Raw genomic sequence first — 14,697 nt, forward strand, 5'->3', positions numbered from 1 at the left:
CCACCACACCCGAGCAGGCCGGAGGCCGAAATCACCAGACGGCCACTGAGACGGCCGGCCGGAACACCCGCCCACCGCAGCGGGCACAGCGCAAAACCCGCACAGCGGGCACGGCGAACAAGCAGCGCAGCGGGCACGCCGAAGACGAGATGCCGGTCCGGAACACCCGCTCACCGCAGCGCACAGCGAAAACCGCACCCGGAAAAGTCAGACGAGACGCCAGTCGTGCCGCTCCAGGAAAGCGCGCTCCCCAGTGGCGTACTCGGTGAAAGCAGTCTGAACCGCCTCCAGGTCGGGAACATGGGTGCGGAACATCCGGTCCCGGACGCTGTCCTTGTACTCCAGCTCGTAGCCCGAGATCTCCGGGGAACTCTGGACGAAGTGCTCGCCGAAGACGACCAGCGCCGTGAACGGGTTCTGCGGTGACATGGTGGCGAGCGCGTCGGAGATGAGCTGAAGGTCGGGACCGACCACGATCATCCCGTCGCCGGTACGCATCTCCATGGTGGGATAGACGCCTCGTGGAGACAGGTTGTGCACCAGGCCGCGCTGCGGGTCGTAGCAGACCAGTCCGCACTCGGCGGCCAGGGCGAAGACCTCGGACGCCACCTCGTCGGCCCGTTCCAGGTCCACGGTCACCAGGGCGAAGGCCGCGGAGAGCGGCTCGGCCTCGGGAAGCCGCTCGACGAACGCCGCCACCCCGGGGTGACCCTCCTCGGGCTCCTGCCCTTCGGGGTGGGGGCTCGCGCCATGCGGCTTGCCGTGACGGAACGTATGGAAGACGTTCTCAGCGTGTTCCCTGATGATCGGCTTGGGCTCGTGCCAGACGGCCAGTTCGAAGCTCACGCTCTCATTCTCCTCCGAAGGATTCTCACCGGCCGACCGGAAGGTCGTACCGCCCAGGAGGAGAAGACGCCTACGCCGGGGGCCTGTCGGCGATGGGGATCTCCGACAGCACCGCGGTGCAGAACGCGCAGCGCCTGGCAGCGACCGGGATGTCGCTGAGGCACTCCGGGCACTCCTTCTCGGTGGCTTCCTTGTTCCGGTCGAAGTAGCCGATCAGCCGGGTCATCGGCATCACGACGAGCCAGTAGATGACCGCGGCGATGATCAGGAAGCTCAGCAGGTGGTTGATGAAGTCGCCGTACATGAACTTGGCGCCGTTGACCGTGAACACGTAATCCGAGAAGTCCGGCTCCCGGCCGCCGGTGACCGCCCCGATCAACGGCGTGATGAGGTCTTTGACCAGGGCCTGCACCAGTCCGCTGAAGGTCGCCCCGACCACGACCGCCACGGCCAGCTCGACGAGGTTCCCTCTCAGCAGGAACTTCTTGAATCCACCCATTCCTCATGTCCTCCACTCGTGAAGAAGGGCCGCTGCCCGGGAAGGGCGGCGACCAGAGCTCCGCTGTTTTCCGGCAGTCCACCGGAACCCCCTGATGGGTGGTCTGGACGGAGGTTAACGCGTCCGATCGAGAATATGCGGAGCTGGAAGCCTCGGGACTGTTACGGGTTGGACGGGACAGCTGGTGCGAAAGGTTAATATCGGCGCAGTTCGCGAGCGAGGTGGCCGGATGGATTTTCGTGTGCTTGGCCCGGTCGAGGTGATCGCCGACAGCGGGGCGGTACTGGACATCGGCCCCTACCAGCAGCGGCTGGTGCTGGCGATGTGCGTCCTCGCGGCCCCGCGACCGGTCGGGCCGAACCGGATGATCGACGCCCTCTGGGAGGACGCCCCTCCTCCGGGGGCGCTCAACACCGTGCAGGCGTACGTCTCCAAACTCCGTCGCGTCTTCGAGCCGGGCAGGCCGAGAGAGGTGCCCCCGAAGGTCCTGACCAGCAGGCCGGGAGGCTATGTCCTGGATGTCCCCGCCGCCGCGATCGACCTGGGCAGGGTGCGGGAGCAGGTGGCCGAGGGCAGGAGCCTGGGCGCGGCGGGAGATCACGAGGGGGCGGTGCGGGAGCTGCGGCTGGCCCTGGGGGAGTGGAGCGGAGAACCGCTTGACGGTCTCGCGGAGTCCTCCTGGGCGGCGGAGGAGCGCGTGCACCTGGTCGAGCTGCGGCTGACGATCGAGGAGGACCTGGCCGAGGCGGAGCTCGCGCTCAGCCGGGGAGCGGCGGTGACGAGCGGGCTGACCAAGCTGGTCGCCGCCCATCCGTTCAGGGAGCGGCTGCGGACGCTCGCCGCCCACGCGCTCTACCAGGCGGGACGGCAGGCGGACGCGCTCGGCCTGCTCGCCGAGGGACGCCGGTTGCTGATGGAGGACCTGGGGCTGGACCCCGACCCCCGGTCGCGGGAGATGGAGCGGCGCATCCTTGGTCAGGATCCCGCGCTGCGACCCAGGCACACGGCGGAGCCGGGCGGAGCGGCGGAGGCGGCCGACGCGGGAAAGACAGCCGTCGTGGCGGAGGCGACCGGTGCCGAGAGAGCGGCAGGGGCGGCGGAGCCGGCCGGGCTGGAGAACGGCACCGGGCTGGTGGGCCGGCAGGCGGAGGCCGGGGTGCTGGAGCGGGCGGTCACCGGAGACGGGCACCGGGTGGTGCTGCTCGCCGGGGAGCCGGGCATCGGCAAGACCAGCCTCGCCGAGTACGCAGCCGACGTCGCGCGGGCGCGGGGCCGGCGGGTGGTGTGGGGCCGCTGCTGGGACGGCACCGGCGCGCCCCCCTTCTGGCCCTGGACGCAGGCGGTGCAGGACCTGGTCGGCAGGGACGGCGAACTGGCACAACTCGCCGGAGCCGGAGCCGGGCAGGCCGGACCAGAGGGGCCGGCGGGGCAGTTCGAGTTGTACGAGGCGTTCGCCCGGCTGCTGAACGAGCACGGCCGGGTGCTGGTGGTCCTCGACGACCTCCAATGGGCGGACACCTCCTCGCTGCGGCTGCTGGAGTTCCTGGCCTCCACCCGGCTCTGCCCGGAGTTGACGGTCGTGGCCACGTACCGCGACACCGACGTGCGTCCCGGCGAGCCGCTGGAGCACACCCTCGGTGTGCTGCTCCGGCTGCCGCACGTGCGGCGGCTCCTGCTGCGCGGCCTGGCGGAGGAGGAGATCCGCGAGTATCTGGGACGGGCGGGCGCCGACCCGGGGCGGGCCGGGGAGATGGGCAGGCTGACCGCGGGCAACCCGTTCTTCCTGGGCGAGGTGCTACAGCTGGGGGAGACCCCCGAGGCGCTCTCGGACGTGGTGCGCGGCCGGATGGCCCACCTGCCGCCCGACACCGAGGAAGTGCTGACCGTCGCGGCGCTGCTGGGCAGGGAGGCGGCGACCGACATCCTGACGCGCGTGGCGGAGTTGCCCGAGGGGCGGGTTCTCGACATCGTCGACGCCGCGGTGGGGGCCCGGCTGCTGGTCGAGGGGGAGGGGCCGAGCTGCCGGTTCGTCCACGACATCGTCCGCGACGTGCTGCGCGAGGCGCTGCCGCCGCTACGCCGCAGGAGGCTGCACGCGCGGATCGCGGAGGTGCTGGAGGAGCGGAGCGGGACGCGGCTGACCGAGATCGCCCACCACTGTCGCGAGGGCCTGCTGACCCCCGCGATGGCGGGCAGGGCCATCGGCTACACCCGGCGCGCGGCGGCCCAGGCGACCGCGCAGTTCGCCCACGAGGACGCGGTGGAGGACCTGGAACAGGCGATCGCGATGATCGACCGGCTGCCCGGGCCCGACGGCGCGCTCCGCTGCGACCTCCTGCTGGACCTGGCCGAGGCACAGGCGGCCGCGGGGATGAGCAGCGCGGCCCACGCCTCGCTGGAGGCCGCCGCGCAGGCCGCCGAAGGGCTCGGCGACGACAACCGGCTGGCCAGGGCGGTGCTGGGATTCTCCAACCCGATCTATCTGGCCATGTACGAGGAGATGACCGGGATCGACAGGCTGGCCGGGCGTATCGACCGGGTGCTTGCCTCCGACCTCGCAGAGGGCTCGCCGTGGCGGGCCCAGCTGCTCGCCGCCGTCGCGCTGACCGGCTCCACCGGCCGGCCGGTCGAGCGGAGCGTGGCGATGGCGGAGGAGGCGGTGCGGCTGGCCCGCCGCACCGGGGAGGACCGGACCCTGTCCAGGACGCTGATCGCCCTGGAGATCCTGCTGCGGTCCGGTCACGACCACGACCACCGGCGGGCGGTCGTCGCCGAGATCGTGGACATCGGCCGCCGCACCGGCGACCTGGCCACCGAGTGGATCGGCAGGGAGAACGAGTACGTCGAGCTGAACGCCCAGGGCGCCGCAGGCCCCGCCGCGGAGCTGCTGGCCTGGCTACGGGAGAGCGCGGAGAGGCTCCGGCTCCCCTCGGCGGTCAGCCTGGCCGCCTGGCAGAGCGCGGTCCACGCCTACCTGGCCGGGCGGTTCACGGACGCGCTCGCCGCGGCCGACGCGTCCGGCGCGGCTCACCCGGAGGGCGCGCTGGGCAGGGGCGACGCGCTGCTGCGGCGGGAGACGTTCCGCTTCCTCTCGCTGCGGGCGGCGGGGGCGGCGGGCGAGGCGCTCGCGCTCTCCGATGAGATGCTCGCCCACCGTCCGGGGCAGATCCCCTGGCGGCTCCTGCGCTGCCTGGCCCTGATCGACCTGGGCAGGACGGACGAGGCGCGGGAGGACTTCGCCGAACTCGCCCGCGACGGCTTCGCGGCACTCGGCCCCGAGCTGGCCTACCGGTTCGTACCGGACGCCGTCAGCGAGATCTGCGCGGCGCTCGGCGACGGGGTCGCGGGGAAGATCCTGTACCGCAGGCTCGCCCCGAACGCGGGACGGCTGCTCGGCTGGTCGCTGACCGACCTGTGCCTGGCCCGGCTGGCCCTGCTCGACGGTGACGAGGAGCGGGCCGGAGCACACCTGCGGGCGGCGGAGGCGTTCGCCGCCGGGGCGGGACTGCGCGTGTACGAACCCGCGTTCCGCGCGCTGGCCCATGAGTTCCGCCCGGCCTGACCCCGGCCCGTCCAGGCATGCCGTCGGGCAACTCCGAGATCACTCCTGCAGGTATGGAGATGTGCGCATGTCCAGGCTGAGACGGGGCATATCTGTTCACCGCTGAAGGGCGGTGCAATGATCGAGATCTGGCCGGGTGATCCCTATCCTCTCGGGGCCACCTACGACGGCGCGGGGACCAACTTCGCGCTTTTCACCGAGGCCGCCGAACGCGTCGAGCTGTGCCTGTTCGACGAGGAGAACCGGGAGACACGAGTCAACTTCACCGAGTGTGAGGGCTTCGTCTGGCACGGCTACCTACCCGGCGTCGGTCCCGGGCAGCGGTACGGCTACCGCGTGCACGGCCCGTACGACCCGCGGAGGGGACAGCGGTGCAATCCGGCCAAGCTCCTGCTCGATCCCTACGCCAAGGCGATCGAGGGGGACGTGAACTGGGACGAGGCGGTGTACGACTACCGCTTCGGCGATCCGGAGAGCCGTAACGACGCGGACTCGGCCGCGTTCGTGCCGCGCTCCATCGTGATCAACCCGTTCTTCGGCTGGGGGCACGACCGGCCGCCGAGCACCCCGTACCACAACACGGTGATCTACGAGGCGCACGTCAAGGGGCTGACGATCAACCACCCGAAGATCCCCGAGCGGATCCGGGGCAGCTACGCGGCGATCGGGCATCCGGAGATCATCGATCACCTGACCGCGCTCGGAGTGACGGCGATCGAGCTCATGCCGGTGCACCAGTTCGTCACCGACCACGTCCTCGTCGAGCGGGGGCTGACGAACTACTGGGGCTACAACAGCATCGGGTTCTTCGCCCCGCACAACGCCTACTCCAGCACCGGGCAGCGCGGCGGGCAGGTGCTGGAGTTCAAGGCCATGGTCAAGGCCCTGCACGAGGCGAACATCGAGGTCATCCTCGACGTGGTCTACAACCACACGGCCGAGGGCAACCACCTGGGCCCGACGCTGAGCATGCGGGGCATCGACAACGCCGACTACTACCGTCTGGTCGACGACGACAGGCGGTACTACCTGGACACCACGGGCACCGGCAACAGCCTGTTCATGCGCTCCCCGCACGTGCTTCAAATGATCATGGATTCGCTCCGCTACTGGGTCATCGAGATGCACGTGGACGGTTTCAGGTTCGACCTGGCCGCGACGCTGGCGCGGGAGCTGCACGAGGTCGACCGGCTGAGCGCCTTCTTCGACCTGGTCCAGCAGGATCCGGTGCTGTCACAGGTCAAGCTGATCGCCGAGCCGTGGGACGTCGGCCCCGGCGGCTACCAGGTGGGCAACTTCCCCGCCAGGTGGACCGAGTGGAACGGCATGTACCGCGACACGATCCGCGACCTGTGGCGAGGTGAGCCCGCCTCGCTGCCCGAGTTCGCCTCCAGGCTGACCGGCTCCAGCGACCTCTACCAGGACGACAGCCGCCGCCCCGCCGCCTCCATCAACTTCGTCACCTGCCACGACGGGTTCACCCTGCAGGATCTCGTCTCCTACAACGGCAAGCACAACGAGGCCAACGGTGAGGACAACCGGGACGGCACCGACGACAACCGCTCCTGGAACTGCGGTGAGGAGGGGCCCGCCCCGCTGGCCGTCGAGTCCCTGCGCGAGCAGCAGAAGCGCAACTTCCTGACCACTCTTTTCCTGTCCCAGGGCGTTCCGATGATTTCCCACGGCGACGAGTTGGGCCGCACCCAGCGGGGCAACAACAACGTGTACTGCCAGGACAACGAACTGAGCTGGGTCGACTGGTCCGACGTCAGGGAGAACTGGCTGCTGCTCGATTTCACCCGGCGGCTGGCCAAGCTCCGCGCCGACCACCCGGTCTTCCGGCGGCGCAGGTTCTTCTACGGGCGGCCCGTACGAGGCTCCGAGGAGAACCTCAGCGACATCGCCTGGCTCACTCCGAGAGGGGAGAAGATGACCGATGCCGACTGGAACGTTGGCTACGCCAGGTCGCTGGCCGTCTTCCTGAACGGTGAGGCCATCACCGAGCCCGACCGCAGGGGGCGGCAGATCGTCGACGACTCGTTCCTGCTGCTGTTCAACGCCCACCACGACGTCATCAAGTTCACCCTTCCGAAGGACTACGGTGAGATGTGGCTGACAGAGATCGACACGGCGATGCCGATCACGGTTGACACCCGGGTCTGCCGGGCCGGAGAGAGCGTGCCGGTGGTCGGCCGCTCGGTGAGGGTGTTGCGCCGTGTCTGAGCCCATCACGCAACCCACCCCCGAGCCCGTCCCCGAGCCCGCTCCCCTGGAGCCCGCGCCCACCGTGGTCCCGCCCGAGCCGGTGCCCACTGTCGTACCGCGAGAGCCGGTGCCCGGTGTGATCCCGCCGCAGGTCGCCCATGGCGAGGTCCTGCCGGACCCCGGGGCGGCACTGTTCGGCGAGGACGTGCCAGAGCCGGCGGGGCTCCCCGAGGAGGTACCCGAGCCGCCGCCCTCGCCCGGCTCCTACGAGGTGCCGGTCTCGACCTACCGGTTCCAGCTGACCCCCGACTTCGGGTTCGACAAGGTGGCCGAGCTGGCCCCGTACCTGCGGGACCTGGGGGTGAGCCACGTCTACCTGTCGCCGATCCTGCAGGCCGTGCCGGAGTCGCGGCACGGCTACGACGTGACCGACCACTCACGTGTCCGCGCGGAGTTCGGCGGGATCGAGGGACTGCGGGCGATGTCGGCGACGCTCGCCCAGCACGGGATCGGCGTCGTCGTCGACATCGTGCCCAACCACATGACGGTCCCGGTGCCGGAGTCGGGCAACGCGCAACTGTGGTCGGTGCTCGCCGAGGGGCAGAAGTCGCCGTACGCGTCCTGGTTCGACATCGACTGGGCCGGCGGCGACGGCAAGGTGAACATGCCGGTGCTCGGTGATTCGGGGGAGGTGGTGGCCGATGGCGACGTGCTGCGCTACCACGACCACGTCTTCCCGCTGCCGGACACCAACTACCGGCTGGTCGACTGGCGGCGCGGGCCCGGCTACCGCCGGTTCTTCGACGTGTCCTCGCTGATCGGGCTGCGGGTGGAGGACCCGGAGGTGTTCGACGCCACGCACGCCGTCATCCTCTCGCTGGTCCGGGAGGGGATCATCCAGGGGCTGCGGGTGGATCACCCCGACGGGCTCGCCGAGCCGCGCGGCTACCTGTCGCGGCTGCGCGCCGCCTCGGGCGTGTGGACCGTGGCGGAGAAGATCCTGATCGGCTCCGAACGGCTGCCCGCGGACTGGGAGTGCGACGGGACCACCGGCTACGAGGTGCTCAACCGGATCACCGGGCTGTTCGTCGACCCGGCGGGAAAAGAGCCGCTGGTGGAGCTGTTCACCCTGCAGACCGGCATGCCCGCCGGCTACGCCGCGGTGGTCCGCGAGTCCAAGGCGGAGGTGCTGAGCCTGTTCTTCGCTTCGGAGATCGACAGGTTGCACGCCGTCGTCGGCTCCGACCGCCGGACGCTGGTGGAGCTGCTCGCCGCGATGCCGGTCTACCGGGCCTACGTGGTGCCGGGCGAGCCGGTGCCCGAGATCTCGGCCCAGATCGTCGAGGAGGCCGGACAGGTCGCCGCGGGGCGGCTGCCCGAGGGCGCTCCGGTGGCGGAGGTCGTCCAGCGGGTGCTGGCCGGGCCCGCCGAGGCGGTCGCCCGCTTCCAGCAGACCTGCGGCCCGGTGATGGCCAAGGGGGTGGAGGACACCGCCCTCTACCGCTGGTACCCGCTGTCCTGCCTGAACGAGGTGGGCGGCGAGCCCGACAGGTTCGGCGAGCCGATCGAGGAGTTCCACGCGTTCTGTCGGCGGATGCCGCCGGGCACGATGACGACGCTGTCCACCCACGACACCAAGCGTTCGGAGGACGTGCGGGCCCGGCTGGCCGTGCTGTCCGAGCTTCCGGAGGAGTGGGCGGCGGCGGTCGGCGAGTGGTCCTCGAAGGTCTCCTTTGACCCGGCCCTGGACTACCTGGCCTGGCAGAACCTGATGGCCTCCTGGCCGATCGGCCCCGACAGGTTCTTCGACTACCTGTTCAAGGCGGCCCGCGAGGCCAAGACCTCGATCTCCTGGGCCACCCCCGACCCGGCCTACGAGCGCGGCATCCGCGACTTCGTCACCCGGGCCGTCGAGGAGTGCGGCGCCTCGATCAGGGAGTTCACCGCGCGGATCGAGCCGTACGCCAGGTCCAACTCGCTGGGCCAGAAGCTCGTCCAGCTCATGCTGCCCGGCGTGCCCGACCTCTACTGGGGCAACGAGATCACCGACTTCTCCCTGGTCGATCCGGACAACCGCCGCCCGGTCGACTTCCCGCTGCGCCGCCGGATGCTCTCGGCGGCCCAGGCTCACGCGAGCCAGGCCCACCCGGGGCAGGCACACCCGAGTCCCGCCACCGAGGGCCTGTCATGGGACGAGGCCAAGCTGGCGATCACCAGCCGGGCGCTGGACCTGCGGCGGAGGCTGGACCCCGCGGCACCGTACGTCCCGATCGAGGCCGGAGAGCACGCGATCGCCTTCGCCAGGGGGGAGCGGGCGGTGGCGGTGGCCACCCGGCTGCCGGTCGGCCTGGAGCGGAGCGGCGGCTGGGGGAGCAGCACGCTCACCCTGCCGCACGGTACCTGGCGGGACCTGCTCTCCGGTGCCGAGCACACCGGCAGGATCCCGCTCGCCCACCTGCTCTCGGTCCACCCCGTCGCACTCCTGGAAAGGGACTGACCCATGTTCGAGGTCTGGGCGCCACGGGCGACGGCGGTGGACGTGGAGATCGGCGAGGTCCACCACCCGATGTCGTCCGCGGGCGGCGGCTGGTGGTCCGCGGAGGTGCCCGGTGCCGGGCACGGTACCGACTACCGGTTCCGGCTGGACGGGGGCGAGGCGCTGCCCGATCCCCGTACCCGCTGGCAGCCGGAGGGGATCTTCGGCCCGAGCCGGGTCTACGACCACGACCGCTTCGAGTGGGGGGACGCCCTGTGGCGGGGGCGTGACCTGCCGGGCTCGGTCATCTACGAGCTGCACATCGGCACCTTCACCCCCGAGGGCACCTTCGACGCGGCGATCGGCAGGCTGGAACACCTGGCGGAGCTCGGCGTCGACTTCGTGGAGATCATGCCGGTGCCGCCGGTGCCCGGCGGGCGCAACTGGGGTTACGACGGCGTGGACCTGTGGGCCGTCACCGACAACTACGGCGGCCCCGACGGGCTCAAGCGCCTCGTGGACGCCTGCCACCGGCGCGGGCTCGGGGTGATCCTCGACGTCGTCTACAACCATCTCGGCCCCTCGGGCAACTTCCTCGCCCCCTTCGGCCCCTACTTCCACTCCAGCGCCTCCTCCTTCTGGGGGCAGGCGGTCAACCTGGACGGCCCCGGCTCCGACGAGGTGCGCGCCTACTTCGTCGGCAACGCGATGCAGTGGCTGCGCGACTACCACATCGACGGTCTGCGGCTGGACGCCGTGCACGCCCTGCGCGACGACCGGGCCGTCCACCTGCTGGAGGAGATCGCCGCCGAGACGGAGGCGCTGTCGGCGGCCGTGGGCAGGCCGCTGACCCTCATCGCCGAGTCCGACCTCAACGACCCCCGGCTGATGACCCCCCGTGAGGCCGGGGGGTACGGTCTGGCGGCCGCCTGGAACGACGATGTCCACCACGCCCTGCACGTGGCGGTGAGCGGGGAGCGGCACGGCTACTACGACGACTTCCACGGGGCACTGCCCAAGGTGCTGACCCGCGCCTACTACCACGACGGGACCTACTCGTCCTTCCGGGGGCGGTCCCACGGCCGGTCGGCGGCCCACCTGCCCGGCTACCGCTTCGTCTGCTGCGCGCAGAACCACGACCAGATCGGCAACCGCGCGGAGGGCGACCGGCTGGCGCCCGAGGCGCTCCGGCTGGCCGCCGGGCTCCTGTTGACCTCGCCGTTCACCCCCATGCTGTTCATGGGGGAGGAGTGGGGCGCGCGCACGCCGTTCCTGTTCTTCACAGATCACGTCGAGTCGCACCTGCGCGAGGGCGAGGCCGACCGACGGCGGCGGGAGTTCGTCGGCTTCGGCTACGACGACTGGGCGGAGAAGGCCCCCGATCCCGGTGAGGAGCTGACGTTCCTGCGCTCCAAGCTCGACTGGAGCGAGCTGGACGACGACGCCCACCGGGCCCATCTCGACTGGTACCGGGCCCTGATCGCGCTGCGCCGGGCACACCCCGAACTGACGGACCCGAGACTGGATCGGGTCCGGGTCGACCACGGCGAGTCCTGGCTGGTCGTCCACCGGGGAGGGCTCAGGGTGGCGGCCAACCTCGGTCCGGTCCCGCTCACCGTCAGGCTCGGGCCAGGACGGTCCGCGCCCGGCCACATCCTGCTCGCCTCGGAGGCGTCGGCGACGGTGCGGGGAGAGGAGCTGTCCCTGCCCGCCCGCTCCCTCGCGGTGGTGAGGCTGAACCCGCCCGGCTGACCGCCGCGGTGGCCACAGGCTCAGGCGGTCACCTGGTGTCCGCCTGAGCCACCACCAGCCCCGCCTGCCGGTAGGCCGCGGGGTGGTGGGCCGGCGGCCGCATCTTGTGCCGGGCGTGGAAGGACACCGGGTCCCGGGGTCGCCGGTCGCTCTTCAGCAGCGCGCGGGGAGCCGGAGGTGGGCGAAGATCCGCTCCATGACGGCCGTTCACGCCGCGGCCAGGGTGAGGATGTCGGACAGGCGGCGCAGACCGCGGGCGGTACGGGCCTTGACCGTGCCGAGCGGGACGCTCAGCCTCTCGGCGATCTCCCGCTGGGTCAGGTCGCCGTAGTAGGCCAGTTCGATCGCCTGGCGCTGTGACTCGGGCAGCTTGGCCAGCGCCCGGCGCACCTGGTCGCGCTCGGCCATGCCGTCACCGTCGGCCCTGCCGTCGTCGCCGGCCGGATCCGCCACCACGTCCAGCGGCACCGTACGCAGGGTGCGCGTCCGAAGCTGGTCGACCGCGCGCTTGTGCGCGATGCCGAGCATCCAGGCGGGGAGGCTGCGGGCCGGGTCGAAGCGGTGCCGTGACCGCCAGACCTCGGCGAACACCACCTGCTGAAGGTCCTCGATCTCCTGCTGCGGTACGAATCGCCGCAGGTAGGAGCGGATGAGGGAGCCGTGGGCGCGGAAGCACTCGGCCAGGGCCGCATCGTCGCCCTCGGCGAACCGGATGTTCAGGGTGTCCGTCATGACGCCTCCGCTCACCGAGAAAACTTATTCAAAACCTATTCATACCTGGCCGGTCGACGTGATCGCAAGCAAGGGCACGGTGGCACGCCGATCAACGGGAAGGAGAAGGAGGATCCGGCCCGCCGGTGGAAAGGCCGAGCTCAGGCCAGGGCGGTGAGGACGCGGGTGAGCGCGTCCTGGAACGACGTGACGTGGGGGACCGACACCGGCAGCCCCTCCCGCCAGCCCATACCGCCCGCGACGACCAGGCTCGGCGGGCGGAGCACGGGCAGCGACGCGAGCGGGGCGGGGTCACCGGTGGCGGACAGCTGGGACCAGACGAAGACCACCGAGGGGCCCAGCCGGCGCATCGCGTCCGCCAGCGCCGGGTAGGGGGTCCTGGCGCCCAGCACCCGGGTCTCCACCTGGTGCTCGGTGGTCAGCGTGGCGGCCAGTGCGTAGATCGGCAGGCTGTGCTGCTCGTCCTCGGCGCAGGCGAGCAGCACGGGGCGGGTGTTGACCGGCCGGGCGGGGCGTGCGGTGAGCCGGATCAGCGCCGCCAGCAGCCGGTCGGAGAACAGGTGCTCGATCTCGACGCTCGCGCCGCTCTCGGCCTGGCGGTCGCAGATCGTCTCGAAGACCGGCATCACCAGCCGCTCCCAGGTCCACGGCACACCGTGCCTGGCCAGCGACGCCTCTACCCAGTCGTGGACGGTTCGGCTGTCCAGCGTCATCGCCGCCCGCGCCAGCATCGCCGCCGTGGGGATGCCGGGCCGCTCCGCCAGGGGGAAGGAGGGGATCTCCTCGGTGCTCACCTCCGGAGCCGCCGGTGGGACGGCCTCGATCCGCAGGACCTCCCGTGCCGCGTCGGAGGGGGGAACCCCGCTCCTGATGAGCCGGTTCATCTCCTCCAGGCGCCACAGGTCGCGGGTGTCGTAGCGTCGATGCCCCCCGGGGCTCCGGCGGCTCGGGCCCACGCCGTAGCGTAGGTTCCAGGTCCGCAGCGTGGGGGCGGGCACGCCGAGGCGTCGTGAGACGGCGCCGATGCCGTATCCCGGCTCCTCATCAGCGGTCACCTGTCGCTGCTTTTCCATCTCATCCCATTTCGAGCCCGCTACTGCCGTACCAGCGTGACAGGCGACACGAGCGGTCGCTCCCTGGACATTCCTTCGAGTTCCGAGCCCCCGGCGGATGCAACCGGCGGAGCGTGGCCCGGCGAAAGGAAAACGTGACCGATACTGTGATCGTTTTGTTCAGCCGTGACCTCCGGGTGCACGACCACCCGGCGCTCGCCGCCGCGTGCGAGCGCGCACGTCATGTCATACCACTCTTCGTCATCGACCCCGACATACCCGTCGGCAACCGCCTGGGATTTCTCGCCGAATGCCTCGCCGACCTGCGCGGATCGCTCCGTGAGCGGGGCGGTGAGCTGGTCGTGCGCAGGGGTGATCCGGTCGCGGAGACGATGCGCCTGGCGGGGGAGTCGAGGGCCGGGGCGGTCCACGCCACCATGGACGTCAGCGCCCTCGCGCACCGCAGGCAACGGCGCCTGGCGGCGGAGTGCGAGCGCGCGGGGGTGGAGTTCCGCACCTTCCCCGGCCTGACGGTCGTGCCGCCGGACGCGCTCAGGCCGTCGGGCGGCGGTGACCACTACCGGGTCTTCACCCCCTACTGGCGGGCCTGGAGCCGGCGACCACGCAGGGAGGTGCTCAAGGCACCCGGTGTGGTCCGTGTCCCCGGGGCCCTGAGCCCCGGCAGGCTACCCGAACCCGGGCACGAGACGTACGAGCTGTTCAGGGGTGGTGAGAGGGTCGGGCGCCGGAGGATGGAGCAGTGGTTGAGACACTGCGTGGACGACTACGCCGACGGCCACGACGACATGGCGGGCAACCGCACCTCCAGGCTCAGCCCCTACCTGCGCTTCGGCTGCGTCTCGCCGCTGGAGTTGGAGGCGCTGGCCAGGGAGGCCGGGGACACCGGCGAGTTCGTCAGGCAGCTGTGCTGGCGGGACTTCTTCCATCAGGTGACACGGGCCTTCCCGCGGATCAACCGGGACGACTACCGCCCGCGCGGGCACGAGTGGCGCGACGACGACCACGCGGCGCAGGCGTGGAAGGAGGGCATGACCGGAATCCCCATTGTGGACGCCGGGATCCGGCAGATGCTCGCCGAGGGCTGGATGCACAACCGGGCCCGCCTGATCGTGGGTTCGTTCCTCGTCAGGCGGCTGCGGGTCGACTGGCGTGTCGGGGCCGACCACTTCTTCGAGCGGCTGCTCGACGGCGACGTGGCCAGCAACTACGGCAACTGGCAGTGGGTCGCGGGGACCGGCAACGACACCCGGCCCAACCGGCCCGTCAACCACATCCGGCAGGCCAAGAGGTACGACCCGGACGGCGAGTACGTCCGCCGCTACGTCCCCGAGCTCGCCGCGCTGCCGAAGCGGGTGATCCACGAGCCGTGGAAACTTCCCTCGGGCGTCCCCGGCTACCCCGCGCCGCTCGTCTCCGTGGACTGAAGTGAGTGCTCCGGTGCCGAGAACCCCGCCGGTGGGCGGGGGTTTGGGGCGGGGGATAGACCGCCCCGCCGGGGGGACGGGGTTGGGGGGATTGCGGGGGGTTTTTTGGGGGGGGGGGGGGGGGCCCC

At 71.1% G+C, this 14,697-nt stretch carries 10 protein-coding genes; 5 read left to right on the forward strand and 5 right to left on the reverse strand.

Annotation, left to right across the window (positions count from 1 at the left end; all coding sequences use genetic code 11):
- Positions 1-207 precede the first annotated feature (207 nt).
- Complete coding sequence (locus tag ABT061_RS47710) at positions 208-846, reverse strand: hypothetical protein (protein WP_350930347.1); 639 nt, start codon at positions 844-846, stop codon at positions 208-210.
- Positions 847-916: 70 nt separating this feature from the next.
- The gene (mscL, locus tag ABT061_RS47715) at positions 917-1,345 is read right to left on the reverse strand and encodes a large conductance mechanosensitive channel protein MscL (protein WP_350930348.1); all 429 of its coding nucleotides are present in this window, start codon (positions 1,343-1,345) and stop codon (positions 917-919) included.
- A 229-nt stretch (positions 1,346-1,574) separates the two neighbouring features.
- On the opposite strand from mscL, the gene ABT061_RS47720 reads away from it, so the two are divergent.
- The 4 genes from ABT061_RS47720 (at position 1,575) to treZ (ending at position 11,340) form a co-directional block, all read left to right on the forward strand.
- Positions 1,575-4,907, forward strand: a complete 3,333-nt coding sequence (locus ABT061_RS47720) for an ATP-binding protein (RefSeq protein WP_350930349.1) — start codon at positions 1,575-1,577, stop codon at positions 4,905-4,907.
- A 117-nt stretch (positions 4,908-5,024) separates the two neighbouring features.
- Positions 5,025-7,130 (forward strand): glycogen debranching protein GlgX, encoded by a 2,106-nt coding sequence (gene glgX, locus ABT061_RS47725; protein WP_350930350.1) that lies wholly within the window; start codon positions 5,025-5,027, stop codon positions 7,128-7,130.
- Entirely contained in the window at positions 7,123-9,609 is a 2,487-nt protein-coding gene (gene treY, locus ABT061_RS47730) for a malto-oligosyltrehalose synthase (protein ID WP_350930351.1), read from the forward strand. Before glgX ends, treY begins: the two co-directional genes overlap by 8 nt.
- 3 nt (positions 9,610-9,612) lie before the next feature.
- Positions 9,613-11,340, forward strand: coding sequence for a malto-oligosyltrehalose trehalohydrolase (gene treZ, locus ABT061_RS47735; protein ID WP_350930352.1), 1,728 nt, complete (start codon positions 9,613-9,615; stop codon positions 11,338-11,340).
- A gap of 28 nt (positions 11,341-11,368) precedes the next feature.
- Here the strand turns inward: treZ and ABT061_RS47740 are convergent, their stop codons facing one another.
- The 3 genes from ABT061_RS47740 to ABT061_RS47750 all read right to left on the reverse strand — a co-directional run bounded on the left by ABT061_RS47740 (position 11,369) and on the right by ABT061_RS47750 (position 13,127).
- Entirely contained in the window at positions 11,369-11,551 is a 183-nt protein-coding gene (locus tag ABT061_RS47740) for a hypothetical protein (RefSeq protein ID WP_350930353.1), read from the reverse strand.
- Complete coding sequence (locus ABT061_RS47745) at positions 11,548-12,072, reverse strand: RNA polymerase sigma factor (protein WP_350930354.1); 525 nt, start codon at positions 12,070-12,072, stop codon at positions 11,548-11,550. The genes ABT061_RS47740 and ABT061_RS47745 overlap by 4 nt, the downstream gene beginning before the upstream one ends.
- Before the next feature lie 140 nt (positions 12,073-12,212).
- Positions 12,213-13,127 (reverse strand): MerR family transcriptional regulator, encoded by a 915-nt coding sequence (locus ABT061_RS47750; protein ID WP_350930355.1) that lies wholly within the window; start codon positions 13,125-13,127, stop codon positions 12,213-12,215.
- 152 nt (positions 13,128-13,279) lie between these two features.
- On the opposite strand from ABT061_RS47750, the gene ABT061_RS47755 reads away from it, so the two are divergent.
- Complete coding sequence (locus ABT061_RS47755; protein ID WP_350930356.1) at positions 13,280-14,569, forward strand: cryptochrome/photolyase family protein; 1,290 nt, start codon at positions 13,280-13,282, stop codon at positions 14,567-14,569.
- The last annotated feature ends 128 nt before the right edge of the window (positions 14,570-14,697 follow it).

Origin of the sequence: Streptosporangium sp. NPDC002544 (assembly GCF_040295965.1) — a bacterium.
GTDB lineage: Bacteria > Actinomycetota > Actinomycetes > Streptosporangiales > Streptosporangiaceae > Streptosporangium.